The following is a 17,339-nucleotide window of genomic DNA, read 5'->3' as shown; positions in this document are numbered from 1 at the left end:
GGTCACGGCCCGTCCGCCCAGCCCTCCCGGTACGCCCTCCAGTCCGCCTCGGTCGCCGTGAAGTCGATGTAGAGGGCCACGCCGAAGCGGGCGCGGTCGGCGTCCTCGCGGGACAGGCCGAGACGGACGCCCCGCACGGCGGCGGGGACGGTCTCGGCGTGGGCCCAGTGGCCGAACCGGTTCTCCCTGTAGGCGGGAAGGCCCATCAGCAGGTCGGTGGAGGGCGGGGTGACCTCCAGGGCGAGGGCGGTCTGCTGGGCGACGTAGCCGCCGTAGGTGCCCTCCAGCGGCTGCATGGTGTCGTACGACATCATCGCGATCTGGTCGACGCGGCGGGCGACCTGCCCGAAGAACTCCTGCGACCACCACTTGGGGTGACCGGTGAGCGCGCCCCAGAAGGAGTGGAAGCCCGGCAGGGGGTCGATCTGGTGGGCGGCGACGGAGAGCGGGACGCCGCGCGCACCGGTCTCCTCGTGCAGCGCGTCGAGGAGCTCCAGGTAGTCGCCGTCGCCGGAGTGCAGGGGTTCGAGGTCCAGGTGGATCCCGTCGTAACCGGTGTCGAGGACCTCGCGGGCCGACCGCAGGATCGCGGCACGGGACGCGGCGCGCCCCAGGTGCAGGCCCTCGGGGTGTTCGGGCGCGAGGATGTCGCCGAGGAAGGCCTGGACGCGGACGCCGGGCAGCTCCCGGTGCACGGAGTCGATCAGCCAACGGGCGCGGGGGTACGCCGGCTTCGGCAGGGTCCCGTCGTGCTCCAGCGGGCCGGAGTGCACGTAGAGGTCCCGGATGCCGGTGCCCTCCAGACGGCGGGCGAGCGCCTCGACGTCGGCGTCCTTCTTCCGCCCGTCGACCCAGGCGTGCCCCAGCCAGAGGGCGTCGCGGCCGCGGGTGTACGTGCCGTCCGCCGGGTCGCCGGTGTAGTTGATCCGCAGGGCCGTCCCGGCGGCGAGGAGGGGGACGAGGAGCAGCAGGGCGAGCGCGAGAGCGGTGCGCCTGAGCCGGCGGGCCCAGGGGCCCCGGCGTTTCCCCCCGGGCGGGCCGGTGGCTTCCGGGGGGTCGGGGGTTCCGGACGGGGCCGGAGCGTCGGACGGGGCGGGGGCGTCGGAGGCTTCCGGGGCGTCCCGCGTGCCGGGGGCGTCGCCGTCGGTGTCCCCCGGGACGCTCGCGCCGGCCGGCTCGGGCGGACGGCCCTCCTCGCCTCCGGCCGACGGCTCCCGCGACTCGGCGCGCTCCATCCCGGACCCCCTCACCCGCCGGCTCCCGCCGACGGCCGCGTGGTTGGTGTCGCAGGGGAGGACGGGAGGAACGGGTGTTCCGGTTGCGGTCACCGCACGGGGGCCACCCGCCGTACGTGCCGGTGGCCGTCCGGCGGGAAGGCCGGCGGAGCGGACCGTCAGAACATGCTCAGCAGTGCCTCCGCCGGGTCGGTGAGACCGGTGTCGGCGCCCGGGAGGGGGAGCTCGAACCAGACGGTCTTGCCCCGGTGGGTGCGGCGGGAGCCCCAGGCGGCGCTGAGCAGACCGACGAGCTGCAGGCCGCGGCCGCCCTCGTCGGTGTCGCGGGCGCGGCGGCGGCGCGGCTGGACCAGGCCGGAGTCCCAGACCTCGCAGACCAGGGTGCGGTCGAGGAGGAGGCGGAGCCTGATCTCGCCCTCGCCGTAGCGCAGGGCGTTGGTGACCAGCTCGCTGACCAGCAGCTCCGTGGTGTCGACGAGGGGTTCCAGGTCCCAGCTGAGCAGCTGGGCGCGGGCGTACTCGCGGGCCCGGCCCACGCTGCGGGGCTCGCGCGGCAGGGTCCAGTCGCCGACGGACTCGGCGGGCAGCCCCTGGACACGGGCCATCAGCAGGGCGATGTCGTCCTCGCCGTGGTGGGTGTCGAGGATGTTGAGGACGTGGTCGCAGACGTCCTCCAGGTTCGGACGGGTGTCGGCGCGCGGCGCCGTCGCCGGGGGGTGGCCGGGCGACGGGTGGTAGGGGTCCGTGAGCGCGCCCACGAAGGCCTGCAGGCCCTCGTCGAGGGGGTGGTCGCGGCTTTCGACCAGTCCGTCCGTGTAGAGCGCGAGCAGGGCGCCTTCGGGCAGTTCGACCTCCACCTCCTCGAAGGGCTCGCCGCCCACACCGAGCGGCATGCCGGGCGGTACGTCCAGCATCAGCGCGGACTCGCCGGGCTCGACCAGGACGGGCGGCAGGTGGCCCGCGTTGGCGAAGGTGCAGCGTCTGGTCACCGAGTCGTAGACGGCGTAGACGCAGGTCGCCAGGTAGACCTCGGAGAGGTCGGCCTCGCGGGGGCGGCGGGCCGCCCGGGTGGCCTGCTGGACGCCCCCGGGGGCGCCGAGGCCCCGGGCGATCTCGTCCAACTGGGAGAGGACCTCGGCGGGTTCCAGGTCGAGCTGGGCCAGGGTGCGTACGGCGGTGCGCAGTTCGCCCATGGCCACCGCGGCCCGCAGGCCGCGTCCCATGACGTCGCCGACGACCAGCGCGGTGCGGTGACCGGGCAGTTCGATGACGTCGAACCAGTCGCCGCCGACCTCGCTGGGCCGGCCGGTGGCCGCGTTGCCGGGCAGGTAGCGGCAGGCGATGTCGAGGCCGGAGGCCTCCGGGTCGCCGGGCGGGAGCAGGGACCGCTGCAGTATCAGCGCGCGCTCGTGCTCGCGCCGGTACAGGCGGGCGTTGTCGATGCAGACGGCGGCGCGTGCGGCCAGCTCCACCGCGAGGTCGCGGTCGCGGTCGCCGAACGGCTCGCTGCCCTTGGTCCGGGCGAACTGCGCGAGCCCCACCACCGTGTCGTGGGCGACCATCGGCACGGCGAGCGTGGACTGCACCAGTCCGCCGTCCTCGCCGGGGACGGTCTGCGGGCGGGCGGTGCGCAGGGCGTCCGCCCAGGGCGAGTTGAACGCGTAGTGGTGGACGGCGCCCAGCTTCACCCGCTCGCCGGTGCCGTCGAACGGCGCGTCGGAGACGGCGCTGGCGAAGGCGACCCGGCGTACCTCCGCGCTGCCGTCGGCCAGTCCCGGCGGGGTCTCGTCGCCGGCCAGCAGCCCCTGGTAGAGGTCGACGGTGGCCAGGTCGCAGAAGCCGGGGACGACGACGTCGAGGAGTTCGCGGGCGGTGGTCTCCAGGTCGAGGGAGTTGCCGATCCGGGCGCCGGCCTCGTTGAGGAGGGCGAGATTGCGCCGTGCGGCGGCGGCCTCGCGGGCGGCGGCGCGGCGGGCCGTGATGTCGGTCCCGAGCCAGGCGACGCCGATGGGCCGGCCGCTGCCGCTGTGCACGCGGTAGAGGTTGACGGACCAGTGGCGGCGCTCGTCGGACCCCGGCACGAACCCCGTGACGTGCATGTCCGTGATGGAGTCGCCGGTCTCCAGCACCCGGCGCAGGGTCGCGGCGACCCGTTCGGCCTCGCCGCGCGGCAGGTAGTCGTGGACGCCCTTGCCGCGGTGGTCGTCCGGCGTGCCGCCGAAGATGGACGCGAACCGCTGGTTGGCGCGGCGCACCCGCAGGTCGGGGTCGATCAGCAGGAAGCCGAACGGAGACTGGCCGAATATGGCCTGTGAGGCGGCGAGATCGGTCTCGATGCGGCGCAGGGTGCGCACGTCGACGACGATGCAGACGGCGGCCTTCTCCCCCTCCTCGGTCCGCGTCGGCATGACGTAGACCTCGGCCAGTCCCTCCCGGTCGCGCTCGTCCCGCGCCACCGTGTCCGGCAGCCGGAAGGGCACCACTCCGGTCCACTCCCGGCCGTCGAGGATCTCGGCCATCTTGCGCTGGCCCCGCTCACGCCGGTCGGAGGCGACGAAGGCGGCGATGGGGTCCATGCCGACGGCGCGGTCGGCGGGGATGCCGAAGAGCTGTTCGGCGCGCAGGCTCCACTGGTCGACCAGCCCGTCCGGGCCGATGGAGAAGGAGGCGACCTTGATGTAGTCGTACATCGAGCCGGGCGGACTGCTCTGCCACACCGCGTCGGCGGACGGGGCGTCGCCGGAGGAGAGGCCGTCCGCGGCCTCCGTCCTCGGGCCGCCCGACGAGTCCTCGGACCCCGTGGCCTTCGCTGGTATCTCGCTCACGCGAACCGTCCCCTCCAGCTCACCGCGTCCGGCACCGGTCACCGGAGACGGCTGCCCGCAGTATCCAGCACTACGGCGCCGCACGACACGGTGTTCACGATCACAGCACGGTCCCGATGCTTTTCGGTCCCCGCCGTGAGAACACTTCCAGTCTTCTAACCAGCGGACACGCCATCGAACCCCCTCTTCGGCAACCTCCGCGGGCCGGTGCCCGCGGGTGGACGCAGGAGGCGGGGGCGTACACCCGTGAGCGGTGTCGCGCGCCTCAGCGCGGCACCGCGAGTTCGAACCACACGGTCTTGCCCGCGCCGCCGGTCCGGGTGCCCCAGCGGCGGGAGGTGGAGTCCAGGAGCTGGAGCCCGCGACCGCCCTCGTCGTCGGGGCGGGCGACGCGTTCGTGGGGGAAGTCGGGAAGCGGGTCGGAGACCTCCACCAGGAGGACCCCGCCGAGGCCCGCGGGGCGCGTCAGGCGCACGCCGATGGGGCCGGTGGCGTACCGCAGGGCGTTGGTGACCAGTTCGCTGACCAGCAGGGCCGTCAGGTCGCCGACGCTGTCGAGGTCCCAGTCGCGCAGCCGGTCGCGGACGACGGAGCGGGCGGCGCGCACGGCGCCCGGGTCCGCGGGGAAGGTCCACGCGGCGCAGTCGCCTCCGGTGTCGATCACGTGGATCACTTCCCCGCCCAGCGAGCCCATCCGTGTCCGGTTTCATGGGGTTAATGGGCACATACCCGATATCCCGGACCGCGTACCGCGCACGGCGGCGTCTTGTGGCACGGACGGCGCGGGAGGGCGTGCCGCGCACCGGCGGGCCGCGATCCGGGCGGCGCGCGCAGCGCGCGAGGCGCGCGGCACGGCGCGCACGGCGGTACGGCGCGCACGCCGCCTACGGCCGCCGTGCGGTGAGACCGAGGTGGGCGAGGGTGTCCCGGACGGCGGGCACGTCGTGGTCGAGCCAGTCGACGTCCCAGATCCGGGCGGGAGCGAGCCAGCGCAGCGCGTCGTGGTCCTGGAGGGGCCGGGGATCGGCGGACCCGGGGCGCAGGCGGGCGGTCCACACCTGCATCACGTAGGGCGCCCTCAACGGCCACTCCCCCGGGACGCGTTCACCGGCCTCGGCGTCGACGCCGAGCTCCTCGCGCAACTCGCGCACGACGGCCGCGTCCGGGGTCTCCCCCGGCTCGACCTTGCCCCCGGGCAGCTCCCAGCGCCCGGCCAGCTCGACGGGTGCGCTCCGGCGGGCGGCGAGCAGCCGTCCCCCGTGCCACAGGGCCGCACCGACCACCACGATCCGCTCGCTCATGCGCCGGAGCCTACGGGAGGCCGGCCGGGCGCCCGCGACGGCGGCCGGTGTCAGCCGGCGGACGTTCCGTTCTGGCCGATGCGCTCGACCCAGTACAGCTGCTTGTGTCCGCGGTCGTCGAGGCTGTCCGCGATCTTCTGCGCCTCGGCGCGGGTCGCGTACCGGCCCACCCGGTACCGGTTGCCGTTGTCGTCCTGCCGCACGACGAGCCAGGGAAGAGTGACCGTGCCGTCGTTCATCGCGCCTCTCCACTTCCCGCCCGCGGCCTGTGCCGCGCCCCGCCCGGTAAGGAAACCGCAGTCCGCATATGCCTGAGCCTACGCCTTACCTTCACGCAGCGAATACGCCTTTTCACAAAGAGGCACGCAACCGACCGGCGCGCAAGGGGCGCACGGTGGTGGACGCGCCGTGCGCGATGACCGACGCATCCGGTCGGCGGCAGGCCGCTCCCCGCGCGCCGCACCCCGGGCGGCCTGCGGGAACGGCCGGATCACCACGGCGGCGGGGCGGTCGCCTCCCGGACGGCGCGCCGGGGCGGAAGCGGTGCCGGGGGCGCGCAGGGAGTGAGCAGGCTCACTGGACGGAGCGCCCGGCCGCGCCGGCGGAGGAGGGCCCGGCCGGCGGGACTACTTCACCGGGAGGTGGTAGGCGGCCCGGTAGCGGTCGGCCGGGATGACCACGTCGGCCGTCTCCACCGGACGCCCCGAGGCGAAGTACGTGCGCCGGATGACGAGGACGACGTGCCCGGGGACACCGCCCAGCACGGCCAGTTCCTCGGCGAGGCCGGGGCGGGCGCCGACCTCCTCGGTGACGTTGTCCACGATCACGTCGATGGCGCGCATGCGCTCGACGACGCCCATGCCGCCGAGCGGCCCCTCCTCGGGCAGCATCACCGGCGTCCGGCCGGTCAGGGCCAGCGGCTCCCAGGAGGTGGAGAGCATCATGGTCTCGCCGGCCTCCCGGAAGAGGTACCGGGTGCACATCACGCGGTCGCCGGGCTCGAGGCCGAGCCGCTCGGCGATCGCGGCGTCGGCCTCGGTCTGCTCGCTGCTGGACTCCCAGGTGCCGTGCACGCTCGCGTCGGCCTGCTCCTGGCGGAAGGGCGTGGCCCCGCGCTCCGGGCGGAACCCGGAGCGGGCGACCCGCCGGGGCACCGGCCGCTCGCGCACGTACGTGCCCGAGCCGGAGCGGCCCTCGACGAGGCCCTCCGCCATGAGCACCTTGCGCGCCTCCAGCGCGACCGTGTCCGAGACGCCGTACTCCTCGCGGATCCTCGCCTGCGAGGGGAGGCGGGTGTGCGGTGGCAGCCTACCGTCGACGATCTTCCTGCGGAGATCGCTCGCGACGCGCAGATACGCCGGCTGCTCACCGAAAGTCACTGGCCGCTCCCATCAGGTTGTACAGACAGCAACAGCGTGGCAACCGTGGGTTGAGCCGGGCAAGCGAAGGCCAGAGAATCACTCGATGTGATGACATGTGTCCGGCGGGGGTTTTACGCAGGCACTTTCTCCCCGCCCGGGCGGCCGTCACACCTGCGTGCCGCCGCTCCCGGTGTCGCGCCCGGGCGGCTCCCCCGCGTGCGCGCGTGGTGAGGCGGCCGGGCCGCGCGCCTCGCACGCGGTGACCGGCGCGCGGGCCGACGAGCCCTCGGCCCTCGTCGTGTGCCGGTGGCGGGCGGCCGCGTCGGCGGCCCTCCTCCCGTTCCCGGCGCCCCCTGACGGAGCAGCGGCCGGCCGGCCCGCGGAGGCGTCCGGGGCACGGCGTTCCCGGCCGCCGGGGCCCGGCCGGCCCGCACCGCGGGACGCCCCCGTCCTCGCGGCGGGCCGGGTCACCGACCCGAAGCCCCTCCCCGAGGACGAGGGCGTCCGTGCGCCGGACGGATCCGGGAGCAGGCGTGCTCCCGGGCCCGCGTCAGAACTGCAGGGCCCAGCCGTTCAGCCGGCCGGTGTCCCACCGGGCGTTGTCGCCGACCCGGAGCTTCCACGTGCCGTTCGCCGTCTCCGAGGAGGCGTCGACGGTGTAGGTGGTGTTGATGTTGTCCGCGCTGCCGCCGGTGCCGTACGCCTTCAGCGTGTACGCCGTGCCGTCGGGGGCGACCAGCTGGACCTGGAGGTCACCGATGTACGTGTGGGTGATGTCGACCTCCACGGCCAGGTCCGAGGGCGCGTTGCCGGAGACGCCGGAGACGGTCACCGGGGACTCGACGGTGGAGTTGTCGGCGATGGTGTAGTCGGTGGCGTTCTCGAAGCGGTCACCGGTCGGGGGCGGGGTGGTGCCCCCGTCGCCCACGTACAGCAGGCGGTTGGGCGAGCCGCTGCCCGGGCTGCCGACGACGCCGGTGGTGGCGGCGGAGGTCAGCGCGGAGGAGACCTGGGCGGGGGTGGCCGAGGGGTTGTCGGCCAGGTGGAGGGCGGCGGCGCCGGCGACGTGCGGGCTCGCCATGGACGTGCCGGAGATGGTGTTGGTGGCCGTGTCGCTGGTGCGCCAGGCGGAGGTGATGGAGGAGCCCGGTGCGAACAGGTCGAGCACCGAACCGTAGTTGGAGTAGCTGGCGCGGGCGTCGCCGGAGGTGGTGGCGCCGACGGTGATCGCCTCGGTCACGCGGGCCGGGGACTTGGTGGAGGCGTCGGTGGACTCGTTGCCGGCCGCGACGACGAAGGTGACGCCGGTGCCGATGGCGTTGCGCACGGCCGTGTCGATCGTGCTGTCGGCACCGCCGCCGAGGGACATGTTGGCGACGGCCGGCTTGACCGCGTTGCGCGCCACCCAGTCGATGCCGGCGACGACCTGGGCGGTGGTGCCGGAGCCGGAGTTGTTCAGCACGCGGACGCCGACGATCTTCGCCTTCTTGGCGACGCCGTAGGAGGTGCCCGCGACCGTGCCGGCGACGTGGGTGCCGTGGCCGTGGCCGTCCTGGGCGGTGTTGTCGTTGTCGACGGCGTCGTAGCCGTCGGAGGCGCGGCCGCCGAAGTCGCTGTGGGTGGTGCGGACGCCGGTGTCGATGACGTACGCCGTCACGCCCTGCCCGGCGGAGTCCGGGTAGGTGTAGGAACTGTTCAGCGGGAGGTTGCGCTGGTCGACCCGGTCCAGGCCCCAGGAGGGCGGGCTGGGCTGGGTGCCGGTGATGTGGAAGGTGCGGTTCTGGATCACCGAGGCGACGGCCGGGTCGGCGGCGAGGCGCTCGGCCTCGCTCTCGGACGCCTCGACCTCGTAGCCGTTCAGGGCCTTGGTGTAGGTCCGCTCGATGTCGGCGCCGTACTTCTCGGCCAGGGCGCGGCCCTCGGCGGAGCCGGACCGGGCCTTGTCCGCGTCGAGGGTCACGATGTAGCTGCCGGCCACGGCGTTCGCGGCGTCCTCGTACTGGATGCGGCCTTCGGGCGCAGCCGGGGCCGCGCCCGCGGGGAGGGCGGAGACGAGACTCGCGACGAGGGCCGCGGCGGTCGCCGCGCCGAGCGTGGTGAGTCTTCGGGTGGTGCTCCGCCGGGGGTGACGCATCACTGCCATCTGAGGGGTCCTCCTCGATCGGTGGTGCGTTGCTGTGGGGGGCGGTGCGGTCGGCGCACGGTGCCGCGGGTGTGACGAAGCGACTCCCTGATTGGCAGGATCATGTCAATCAGGGAGTGGCCGGGCACGTGCGTCAGCCGAAAGATTGAGGGTTCCACAGGAATTGCACAAGGGTTCCCGCACGAAGAAACAAGCATGTCATGCGCTCGTCATATGCGGCCTCGCCGGACCGGGCGCCCCCGCGCGCGGGCGCCCCGCGCGGCCGCCGGCTCCCTTTCGGTGAACGCCCCGGCGGCCCCGAGCCCTTCAGCCGCTCTCCGGGCTCAGCCGGCGGCCGTCGCGCACGGGGTCGCGCCCGGGCGGCTCGTCCGCCCCGCGCCGGGCCCGGACGCGCCGCGGCCGGACCGGGAAGTACCGGTGGGGCCCGCCGAGTTGGCGCAGGTCGACACCGGTCCTGACCGTGAACGCGTCGCCCGTCCCGGCGGCGGGCCGGGGACGTCCACCGGCCCGCGGCGCCGTCGACGACCACGGCGCCGCGGGGCGGCCCGGGGCCGAGGCGCACCCGCCCGTCCGCCGGCGGGTTGCGGCCGGTGCCCGAGGCGCGCGGCGCCGCGCCGGGGGACGCGGCTCCGTCCCCCGGCAGGAGAGCGGGACGAGGCGGACGCCGCCCGGGAAGCCCGCGGTCGCGCCCCGGGGACCGGCGTCGCCCTCCGGCCTCGCGCGAGTGTCCCGCAACCCCTCCTCGAGCCCGCGCGTCCGGCAGGCCCCCTCCTGGGACGGGCTCCGTCGGTCGCCGGTCAGTTCGCGAGCGCCGGGGACGCCGCCTCCCACGCGAACCCGTCCGGGTCGGTGAAGGGCCCCGCGTCGCCGGCGACCACGAGCCGGTGCGATCCGCTGCCGTCGGGGGAGACGCCGGCCACCTTGGCCAGGGCGCGGCGCTTGTACAGCGCCAGCTTGACCGAACCCGAACCGGGGGCGAACTCGACGTACTTGCTGCCGAAGCCCTTCGCCACGGCGAGGCCCTGGCCGACGTAGAACTGCTTGCTCGCCTTCACGTCCGCGACTCCCAGCAGGAGCACGACCTCGTCGATCCGCCGGGTGGCCGGGCCGGTGTCCTTCTTCGCCGACGTGGCGACCTGCCAGATCGTCCCGTCCGGGGCCTGTACGACGCCCCCGTAGCCCCAGAGCGACTTGGCGGCGGGCTTCAGGGTCGCGGCGCCGGCGTCCACGGCGGCGCCGACCAGGGCGTCGACGTCGGCCGGCTGGGAGACCACGAGCGACAGCGTGAACCCGCGGAAGCCGGCCGTCGGTTCCTCCGAGGCCCGCAGGCGTACCTGGCCCCCCAGGCCGAAGGCGGTGGTGTGGAAGCGGTCGGCGGCCGTGAGGTCGGCCACCTCGAGGGTCACGGATGCGATGGATGTCATGGCCGTCACGCTAGGTTCGGCTCGACGGCCGGCGCTTCTCGATTCCTGACCGGTTCCGCCGACGCCCGTTGCGCGGACCGGTAGGCGCCGGGCTCCATGCCGACCAGCTCGGTGAAGCGGGTGTCGAAGACGGCCGGCGACGGGCAGCCGACCGCGGAGCGGACCTCGGTGACGCCGAGGCCGCCCTGGCGCAGCAGCGCCGCCGCGCGCTCCATGCGACGCGCCGTCAGGTACGCGTACGGCGACGTGCCGTAGGCCTGCCGGAACCGGCGGCTGAGGTGCCCGGCGGGCATGCCCGCGCCGCGGGCGAGCGCCTCGACGTCGAGCGGGAGCGCGTACTCCCGGTCGATCCGGTCGCGGACGCGGCGCAGTCGCGCGAAGTCGCTCAGGCGCTGCGCCGCGGCGCGTGCGCGCCCCCACGAGGGGTGACACATGAGGGAACTCCTTTTCGACGGTGTGCGCGGGCGCCCGGCCGGTACGCGCCGGGGCGGCCGGCCGGGTGCCCGACGGTGACGACCGGACGGTTCAGCGGACTTCCTGGATGCGGACCAGGTTGCCCGCGGGGTCGCGGAAGGCGCAGTCGCGGATGCCGTACGGCTGCTCGGTCGGCTCCTGGACGACCTCGGCGTCGCGGGCCTGGATCTTCGCGAACGTGCCGTCGAGGTCCGGGGTGGCCAGCAGGATCCAGCCGTAGGTGCCCTTGGCCATCATCTCGGCGATGGTGCGGCGCTCGTCCTCGGTGATCCCGGGGTCGGCGGCCGGCGGCGCCAGCAGGATGGACGTGCCGGGCCGGCCGGCGGGGCCGACCGTGATCCAGCGCATCCTGCCCTGCCCGACGTCGTTGCGGACCTCGAAGCCGAGGACGTCGCGGTAGAAGGCCAGGGACGCGTCCGGGTCGTCGTGCGGGAGAACGGTCGTGTGAATGGTGATGTCCATGGCGGTCAGGCTAGGCACGGCTCCCCGGCCCCCGCTTCTCGATTCCTGACCGGAATCGGCCGCCGGAACGCTCTCCAGGACGGGGCTTCCCTCCCGGCCGACCGCCCGTGCCGATCGCCCGTGCCGGGCACACGGCGCAGGAGGCCCGAGGCCGGTGAGGTGGTGCACCGGGCTCCACGATCCACTCGGCCTTCGACCCGCCCACCGGGGCGGTCGGGAGGAGCCCGTCCCGGCCCCGCGCGCCCCGCCGCGCCCGCTCCCCCGGCTCCCGGTGCCGACGCCGTACCGGTCGGCACGCGAACCGCCCCGGCGTTCCGGCACGGTCCGGCACGGGAAAGGGGCAGGGGCCCGCCCCGAAGGGCCGGACCCCTTCCGGCCCGCAGCCCCCGGCGCCCTTCTCCACCTCGACGCCCGCCTCGGCACCGGGCGCGCGGCCCGCTTCACCCAGCCCGGCGGCCTCTGGGGCCAGTGGGTCAACGCCCTGACCCACCTCCGCGACCACCCGGCTCACACCCCCGCCGGGCTGCGCCGCCGGACGGGCCTCCACTGCGGCTTCGCCCACGGCTGGCCCCGGCCGTAACCGCCGGAAGGGGCCGGACCGTGAGGTCCGACCCCTGACCCGGGGTTCCCCCCTCCGACCCGCGTCTCAGCCGATCGAGGGGGCACCCGCTACACGTTGAAGCGGAACTCCACGACGTCCCCGTCCTGCATCACGTAGTCCTTGCCCTCCATGCGCGCCTTGCCCTTGGCGCGGGCCTCGGCGACCGAGCCCGCCTCGACCAGGTCGGCGAAGGAGATGACCTCCGCCTTGATGAAGCCCTTCTGGAAGTCGGTGTGGATGACACCGGCGGCCTCGGGGGCGGTGGCGCCCTTCTTGATGGTCCAGGCGCGGGATTCCTTCGGGCCGGCCGTGAGGTAGGTCTGCAGGCCGAGGGTGTCGAAGCCGACGCGGGCCAGGGTGGCGAGGCCGGGCTCCTCGGCGCCGACGGACTCCAGGAGCTCCATCGCGTCCTCCTCGTCCAGCTCGGCGAGGTCCGCCTCCAGCTTGGCGTTGAGGAAGATCGCCTCGGCGGGGGCGACCAGGGCGCGCTGCTCGTTCTTGAAGTCCTCGTCGACCAGCTCGTCCTCGTCGACGTTGAAGACGTAGAGGAAGGGCTTGGTGGTGAGGAGGTGCAGGTCGTGCAGGAGCTCGTTGCGCTCGGTGCCCTGGACGATGCCGTGCGCGAAGAGCGTGTCGCCCTTCTCCAGGATCTCCTTGGCCTCCTCGACCGCCTTGACCTTGGGCGCGACGTCCTTCTTGATCCGCGACTCCTTCTGCAGGCGCGGCAGGACCTTCTCGATGGTCTGGAGGTCGGCGAGGATCAGCTCGGTGTTGATCGTCTCGATGTCGTCCTTCGGCGAGACCTTGCCGTCGACGTGCACGACGTTCTCGTCCTTGAAGGCGCGGATGACCTGGCAGATCGCGTCGGACTCGCGGATGTTCGCCAGGAACTTGTTGCCGAGCCCCTCGCCCTCGCTGGCGCCGCGCACGATGCCGGCGATGTCGACGAAGTCGACCGTGGCCGGGAGGACGCGCTGGGAGCCGAAGATCTCGGCCAGCTTGGCCAGCCGGGCGTCGGGGACGCCGACGACGCCGACGTTCGGCTCGATCGTGGCGAACGGGTAGTTGGCCGCCAGCACGTCGTTCTTGGTCAGGGCGTTGAACAGGGTCGACTTGCCGACATTCGGCAGGCCGACGATTCCGATCGTGAGCGACACGTTGCGACTTCCCGTACGTGAGGAGAGGGGACGAGGGCCCGGCGACTGGGCCGCGTGGGCCGATCCACCAGTCTACGGCGTGCCCGCCCGCGCCCCGGCGACATGTCGAACGTCCGGCCGGACCGCGTTCCACGGCGTGTCTGAGGAGCCATTCGGCACATAAAACGACCTAAGTTGGTCCAATGGAGCACCCCAGGACGCGACCCGCGCAGTACGGACCGCGACGCGACACGCCGCCCAGGCCGCCCCGGCCGCCCGGGTCATCCGGGCCGTCCGGGCCCCCGCTGCCTCCGCAGGCGGGGCGGGCGGCGGGGGGCGGTGTCACGCGGTCCGCCGGGCCGGCCCGGCCCGGCCGGCCCGCCCGTGCGCCGCAGCGCCGGCCGGTGCCCGCGCGGCGCCCCGCTCCGGCGCCGGCCGCCCGGCGGCTGCCCGACCCGCGGCTCACCGGACTGGGCGGGGGGCTGTTCTGCGGGCTGGTGATGCTCGCGCTCGGGCTCCTGGTCGGCGTGGTGTTCGGGGCGCCCCAGACGGTGTACGGGGTGCTGTTCCTGCCGGTGTGCGTGCTGACCGCGGTGTGGGTGCGCGAAGGGGACCTGCTGGCCGCGCCCGTCATCGTGCCGATCGCCTTCGCCGTGGGGCTGGTCCCGGTGGCCGACGGCGGCGACGGGACCGGCGGCCTGCTGACGGGACTGGTGACGGGCCTCGCGACGCAGGCCGGCTGGCTGTACGGGGGGACGCTCGTCGCCGGGCTGATCGTGCTCGGCCGCAGGATCCGCATGGTCAACCGGAGGGCCGCGAAGGGCCGGCCGCGGAGGTGAGGCGTCCGGCGCGACGGTCGTGGCACCGGGGGGCGAGGCGCCGGAGGGCGGGGCACCGGGGGCGGGGCCCGCCCCGCCACGGACGGCCCGCCGCGCCCCCGCGCACCCCTACACGCCCGTGGCCGCCCGCATCGCCGCCCCCACGATGCCCGCGTTGTTCTGCAGCTGCGCCGGGACGATCTCCGCCTTGACGCCCTCGATGTGGGGCAGGAACTTGTGGGCCTTGCGGCTGACGCCGCCGCCGATGACGAACAGCTCCGGCGAGAACAGCATCTCCACGTGGGCCAGGTACTTCTGCACCCGTCGCGCCCATTCCTCCCACGACAGGTCGTGGTCCTCCCTGGCCTTGCTGGAGGCGTGCTTCTCCGCCTCGTGACCGTGCAGCTCCAGGTGGCCCAGCTCGGTGTTGGGGACGAGGACGCCGTCCACGAACAGGGCGCTGCCGATGCCGGTGCCGAAGGTCAGCAGGATGACGGTGCCCCTGCGGTGCCGCCCGGCGCCGAAGTGCATCTCGGCGACACCGGCCGCGTCCGCGTCGTTCACCACCGTCACCGGCAGGCCGCCCAGGCGGTCGCCGAGCAGCACCCGCGCGTCGGTGTCGATCCAGGCCTTGTCGACGTTGGCCGCCGTGCGGATCATGGCGCCGTCGGTGACCACTCCGGGGAAGGTGATGCCGACCGGACCGGTCCAGCCGAAGTGGTCGACGACCTCCTTGACGCCGTCCGCCACCGCGTCCGGGGTGGCGGGGTGCGGGGTGAGGACCTTGTGGCGCTCCTGCGCCAGGTCCCCCTCGTCCAGGTCGACCGGGGCACCCTTGATCCCGGATCCGCCGATGTCCACGCCGAAGATCTGCATGGCCCCACGTTACGACGTACGGCGGACGGCCACGGAGTCGATCACCGTGACGCCACCGTCACCGCGCGGAATCCTCACCCGTGCCGGAACCGCCGCGCCCGGCCGCCAGGGCCGCCGCCTCCTCGCGCAGGTCGCGGCGCAGCTCCTTCGGGAGCGAGAAGGTGATGGACTCCTCGGCGGCCTTGACGATCTCGACGTCCTCGAAACCGCGCTGCGACAGCCACTCGAGCACCTGCTCGACCAGCACCTCCGGCACCGAGGCGCCCGAGGTGACGCCGACCGTGGTCACGCCCTCCAGCCAGGCCTCGTCGATCTCGTCGGCGAAGTCCACCAGGTACGCCGCGCGGGCGCCCGCGAGCTTGGCGACCTCCACCAGGCGCTTGGAGTTGGAGGAGTTGCGCGAGCCGACCACGATCACCAGGTCCGCCTCGGCGCCCATCTGCTTGACCGCGAGCTGGCGGTTCTGCGTGGCGTAGCAGATGTCGTCGCTGGGCGGGGAGATCAGCTGGGGGAACTTCTCCTTGAGGGCGTCGACGGTCTCCATGGTCTCGTCGACGGAGAGGGTGGTCTGGGAGAGCCAGACGACCCTGGAGGGGTCACGGACCTCCACCTTGGCGACGTCCCCGGGGCCGTCGACGAGCTGGATGTGGTCGGGGGCCTCGCCGGAGGTGCCGATGACCTCCTCGTGGCCCTCGTGCCCGATCAGGAGGATGTCGTAGTCCTCCTTGGCGAACCGGACCGCCTCCTTGTGCACCTTGGTGACCAGCGGGCAGGTGGCGTCGATGGTGGCGAGCCGGCCGCGCGCGGCCTCCTCGTGGACGACGGGCGCCACGCCGTGCGCGGAGAACATGACGATGTTGCCCGGGGGCACCTCCTCCGTCCGTTCGACGAAGATCGCGCCCTTCTTCTCCAGGGTCTGCACGACGTACTTGTTGTGCACGATCTCGTGCCGGACGTAGACGGGGGCCCCGTACTGCTCCAGGGCCTTCTCGACGGCGATCACGGCGCGGTCCACACCCGCGCAGTAGCCCCGGGGGGCGGCGAGCAGGACACGGCGGCCAGGCGAAGCGGTCATGCGTCCCATCGTAAGGGCCGCGTCCGGGGGGCTCGATCACGGTGCGTTGTCGGCGGGGCCCACTACCCTCGCGGCATGGCTGTCAACACGTCTGCGGAAGCGCCCCTGCCGGTCGGTGAGGTGTCGCGGCTCATCGGGGGGTGGATCGACCGGCTCGGCGCGGTGTGGGTCGAGGGGCAGATCACCCAGCTGTCGCGGCGGCCGGGCGCCGGGGTGGTGTTCCTGACCCTGCGGGACCCGTCGTACGACATCTCCGTGGGCGTGACCTGCTACCGGCAGGTGTTCGACGCCGTGGCGGACGTGGTGAGCGAGGGCGCCCGGGTCGTGGTGCACTGCAAGCCCGAGTGGTACGCCCCGCGCGGGCAGCTGTCGCTGCGGGCCGCGGAGATCAGGCCGGTGGGGGTCGGGGAGCTGCTCGCGCGGCTCGAGCAGCTGAAGAAGGCCCTCGCGCGGGAGGGGCTGTTCGCGCCGGAGCGCAAGAAGCCGCTGCCGTTCCTGCCCCAGATGATCGGGCTGGTGTGCGGGCGCGCCTCGGCCGCCGAGCGGGACGTGCTGGAGAACGCCCGGCACCGCTGGCCCGCGGTCCGCTTCGAGGTGCGCAACGTCGCCGTGCAGGGGGTGCACGCGGTGCCGCAGGTCGTCCAGGCCGTGAAGGAGCTGGACGCGCTCGACGACGTGGACGTGATCATCGTGGCGCGCGGCGGCGGCAGCGTGGAGGACCTGCTGCCGTTCTCCGACGAGCAGCTGGTGCGGGCCGTGGCCGCCTGCCGTACGCCGGTGGTCTCCGCGATCGGGCACGAGCCGGACAACCCGCTGCTCGACCACGTCGCCGACCTGCGCGCCTCCACGCCGACCGACGCGGCCAAGAAGGTCGTGCCGGACGTGGGCGAGGAGCACGAGCGGGTGCGGATGCTGCGCGACCGCGCGCGGCGCTGCGTCCGGGCGCTGGTGGACCGGGAGGAGCGCGGGCTGTCCCAGGCGCTGGCCCGGCCCTCGCTGCAGGATCCGCACCGGATGGTCGACGTCCGGGCCGAGGAGGTCACGGCGCTGCTCGAGCGGGGGCGGCGCTCCCTGCGGCACCAGCTGGACCGGGCCGACTCCGAGCTGGCGCACACGCACGCGCGCGTGGTGGCGCTGTCCCCCGCCGCGACCCTGAAGCGCGGGTACGCCGTGCTCCAGCGGGCCGACGGGCAGGCGGTGCGCGCTCCGGGCGAGGTGGAGGCCGGTGAGGCGTTGCGGGCGCGGGTGTCCGAGGGCGAGTTCACGGTCCGGGTCGATGCGCAAGGGTGACGAGAGCGAGGAGGATGAGCGCATGAGCGGCAAGACGAAGCAGACGGCGGCGGTGTCCGAGGAGCTCGGGTACGAGCAGGCCCGGGACGAGCTGATCGAGGTCGTACGGCGGCTGGAGGCGGGCGGTACGACGCTGGAGGAGTCCCTCGCGCTCTGGGAGCGGGGCGAGGAGCTGGCCAGGACGTGCCGCCGCTGGCTGGACGGCGCGCGGGCGCGGCTGGACGCGGCGCTGGCGGAGGAGGCGGCGGAGGAGACGGAGGGCGGCGGCGAGGACGGGTAGACCTCCGTGCGGGCCCCTGTGAAGTGGATCACCGCGCC

Annotated in this window: 16 protein-coding genes and 1 pseudogene; 4 read left to right on the top strand and 13 right to left on the bottom strand. The window is 74.2% G+C overall.

Going from position 1 to position 17,339, the window contains the following annotated elements:
- Nucleotides 1-2: 2 nt before the first annotated feature.
- From GL259_RS25205 to GL259_RS25160, 10 genes and pseudogenes are all read right to left on the bottom strand, one after another.
- Entirely contained in the window at nucleotides 3-1,235 is a 1,233-nt protein-coding gene (locus GL259_RS25205; protein ID WP_159535605.1) for a hypothetical protein, read from the bottom strand.
- Nucleotides 1,236-1,393: 158 nt separating this feature from the next.
- Entirely contained in the window at nucleotides 1,394-4,060 is a 2,667-nt protein-coding gene (locus tag GL259_RS25200) for a SpoIIE family protein phosphatase (protein ID WP_159535604.1), read from the bottom strand.
- A 265-nt stretch (nucleotides 4,061-4,325) separates the two neighbouring features.
- On the bottom strand, nucleotides 4,326-4,754 hold the full coding sequence (locus GL259_RS25195) for an ATP-binding protein (RefSeq protein ID WP_159535603.1): 429 nt from the start codon (nucleotides 4,752-4,754) through the stop codon (nucleotides 4,326-4,328).
- 190 nt (nucleotides 4,755-4,944) lie between these two features.
- On the bottom strand, nucleotides 4,945-5,361 hold the full coding sequence (locus GL259_RS25190; protein WP_159535602.1) for a (deoxy)nucleoside triphosphate pyrophosphohydrolase: 417 nt from the start codon (nucleotides 5,359-5,361) through the stop codon (nucleotides 4,945-4,947).
- A 50-nt stretch (nucleotides 5,362-5,411) separates the two neighbouring features.
- Nucleotides 5,412-5,630: pseudogene (locus tag GL259_RS25185) on the bottom strand (SPOR domain-containing protein); the annotation flags it as partial.
- 357 nt (nucleotides 5,631-5,987) lie between these two features.
- Nucleotides 5,988-6,740 (bottom strand): GntR family transcriptional regulator, encoded by a 753-nt coding sequence (locus tag GL259_RS25180; protein ID WP_159535600.1) that lies wholly within the window; start codon nucleotides 6,738-6,740, stop codon nucleotides 5,988-5,990.
- Between the two features lie 532 nt (nucleotides 6,741-7,272).
- Nucleotides 7,273-8,865: a S8 family serine peptidase gene (locus GL259_RS25175; RefSeq protein WP_159535599.1), complete on the bottom strand. Its 1,593-nt coding sequence runs from the start codon at nucleotides 8,863-8,865 to the stop codon at nucleotides 7,273-7,275.
- A 797-nt stretch (nucleotides 8,866-9,662) separates the two neighbouring features.
- A complete protein-coding gene (locus GL259_RS25170; protein WP_159535598.1) occupies nucleotides 9,663-10,289 on the bottom strand; it encodes a glyoxalase in 627 nt (208 codons plus the stop codon).
- Nucleotides 10,290-10,294: 5 nt separating this feature from the next.
- A complete protein-coding gene (locus GL259_RS25165) occupies nucleotides 10,295-10,723 on the bottom strand; it encodes an AraC family transcriptional regulator (protein WP_159535597.1) in 429 nt (142 codons plus the stop codon).
- A 91-nt stretch (nucleotides 10,724-10,814) separates the two neighbouring features.
- Complete coding sequence (locus tag GL259_RS25160) at nucleotides 10,815-11,225, bottom strand: VOC family protein (RefSeq protein ID WP_159535596.1); 411 nt, start codon at nucleotides 11,223-11,225, stop codon at nucleotides 10,815-10,817.
- Between the two features lie 154 nt (nucleotides 11,226-11,379).
- Here GL259_RS25160 and GL259_RS38935 point away from each other — a divergent pair, with 154 nt between their 5' ends.
- Nucleotides 11,380-11,805: a DUF6000 family protein gene (locus GL259_RS38935; RefSeq protein WP_347814625.1), complete on the top strand. Its 426-nt coding sequence runs from the start codon at nucleotides 11,380-11,382 to the stop codon at nucleotides 11,803-11,805.
- A gap of 89 nt (nucleotides 11,806-11,894) precedes the next feature.
- On the opposite strand, the gene ychF is transcribed toward GL259_RS38935, so the two are convergent.
- Nucleotides 11,895-12,983 carry a redox-regulated ATPase YchF gene (ychF, locus tag GL259_RS25155; RefSeq protein WP_159535595.1) on the bottom strand — a complete coding sequence of 363 codons (1,089 nt, stop codon included), beginning with the start codon at nucleotides 12,981-12,983 and terminating at the stop codon, nucleotides 11,895-11,897.
- A 182-nt stretch (nucleotides 12,984-13,165) separates the two neighbouring features.
- Here ychF and GL259_RS25150 point away from each other — a divergent pair, with 182 nt between their 5' ends.
- Nucleotides 13,166-13,801 carry a DUF6542 domain-containing protein gene (locus tag GL259_RS25150; RefSeq protein ID WP_159535594.1) on the top strand — a complete coding sequence of 212 codons (636 nt, stop codon included), beginning with the start codon at nucleotides 13,166-13,168 and terminating at the stop codon, nucleotides 13,799-13,801.
- A gap of 108 nt (nucleotides 13,802-13,909) precedes the next feature.
- Here the strand turns inward: GL259_RS25150 and ppgK are convergent, their stop codons facing one another.
- Nucleotides 13,910-14,656: a polyphosphate--glucose phosphotransferase gene (gene ppgK / locus GL259_RS25145; RefSeq protein WP_159535593.1), complete on the bottom strand. Its 747-nt coding sequence runs from the start codon at nucleotides 14,654-14,656 to the stop codon at nucleotides 13,910-13,912.
- A gap of 58 nt (nucleotides 14,657-14,714) precedes the next feature.
- Nucleotides 14,715-15,740, bottom strand: coding sequence for a 4-hydroxy-3-methylbut-2-enyl diphosphate reductase (locus GL259_RS25140; protein ID WP_159535592.1), 1,026 nt, complete (start codon nucleotides 15,738-15,740; stop codon nucleotides 14,715-14,717).
- 66 nt (nucleotides 15,741-15,806) lie between these two features.
- Here GL259_RS25140 and xseA point away from each other — a divergent pair, with 66 nt between their 5' ends.
- Both xseA and GL259_RS25130 read left to right on the top strand, forming a co-directional pair.
- Nucleotides 15,807-17,021 (top strand): exodeoxyribonuclease VII large subunit, encoded by a 1,215-nt coding sequence (gene xseA, locus GL259_RS25135; RefSeq protein ID WP_159535591.1) that lies wholly within the window; start codon nucleotides 15,807-15,809, stop codon nucleotides 17,019-17,021.
- 22 nt (nucleotides 17,022-17,043) lie between these two features.
- On the top strand, nucleotides 17,044-17,301 hold the full coding sequence (locus GL259_RS25130) for an exodeoxyribonuclease VII small subunit (protein ID WP_159535590.1): 258 nt from the start codon (nucleotides 17,044-17,046) through the stop codon (nucleotides 17,299-17,301).
- The last annotated feature ends 38 nt before the right edge of the window (nucleotides 17,302-17,339 follow it).

It is taken from the genome of Streptomyces sp. Tu 3180 (genome assembly GCF_009852415.1).
Taxonomy (GTDB): Bacteria; Actinomycetota; Actinomycetes; order Streptomycetales; family Streptomycetaceae; genus Streptomyces.
The sequence above is the reverse complement of the archived record's forward strand: the minus strand, read 5'-3'. Positions and strand labels throughout refer to the sequence as shown.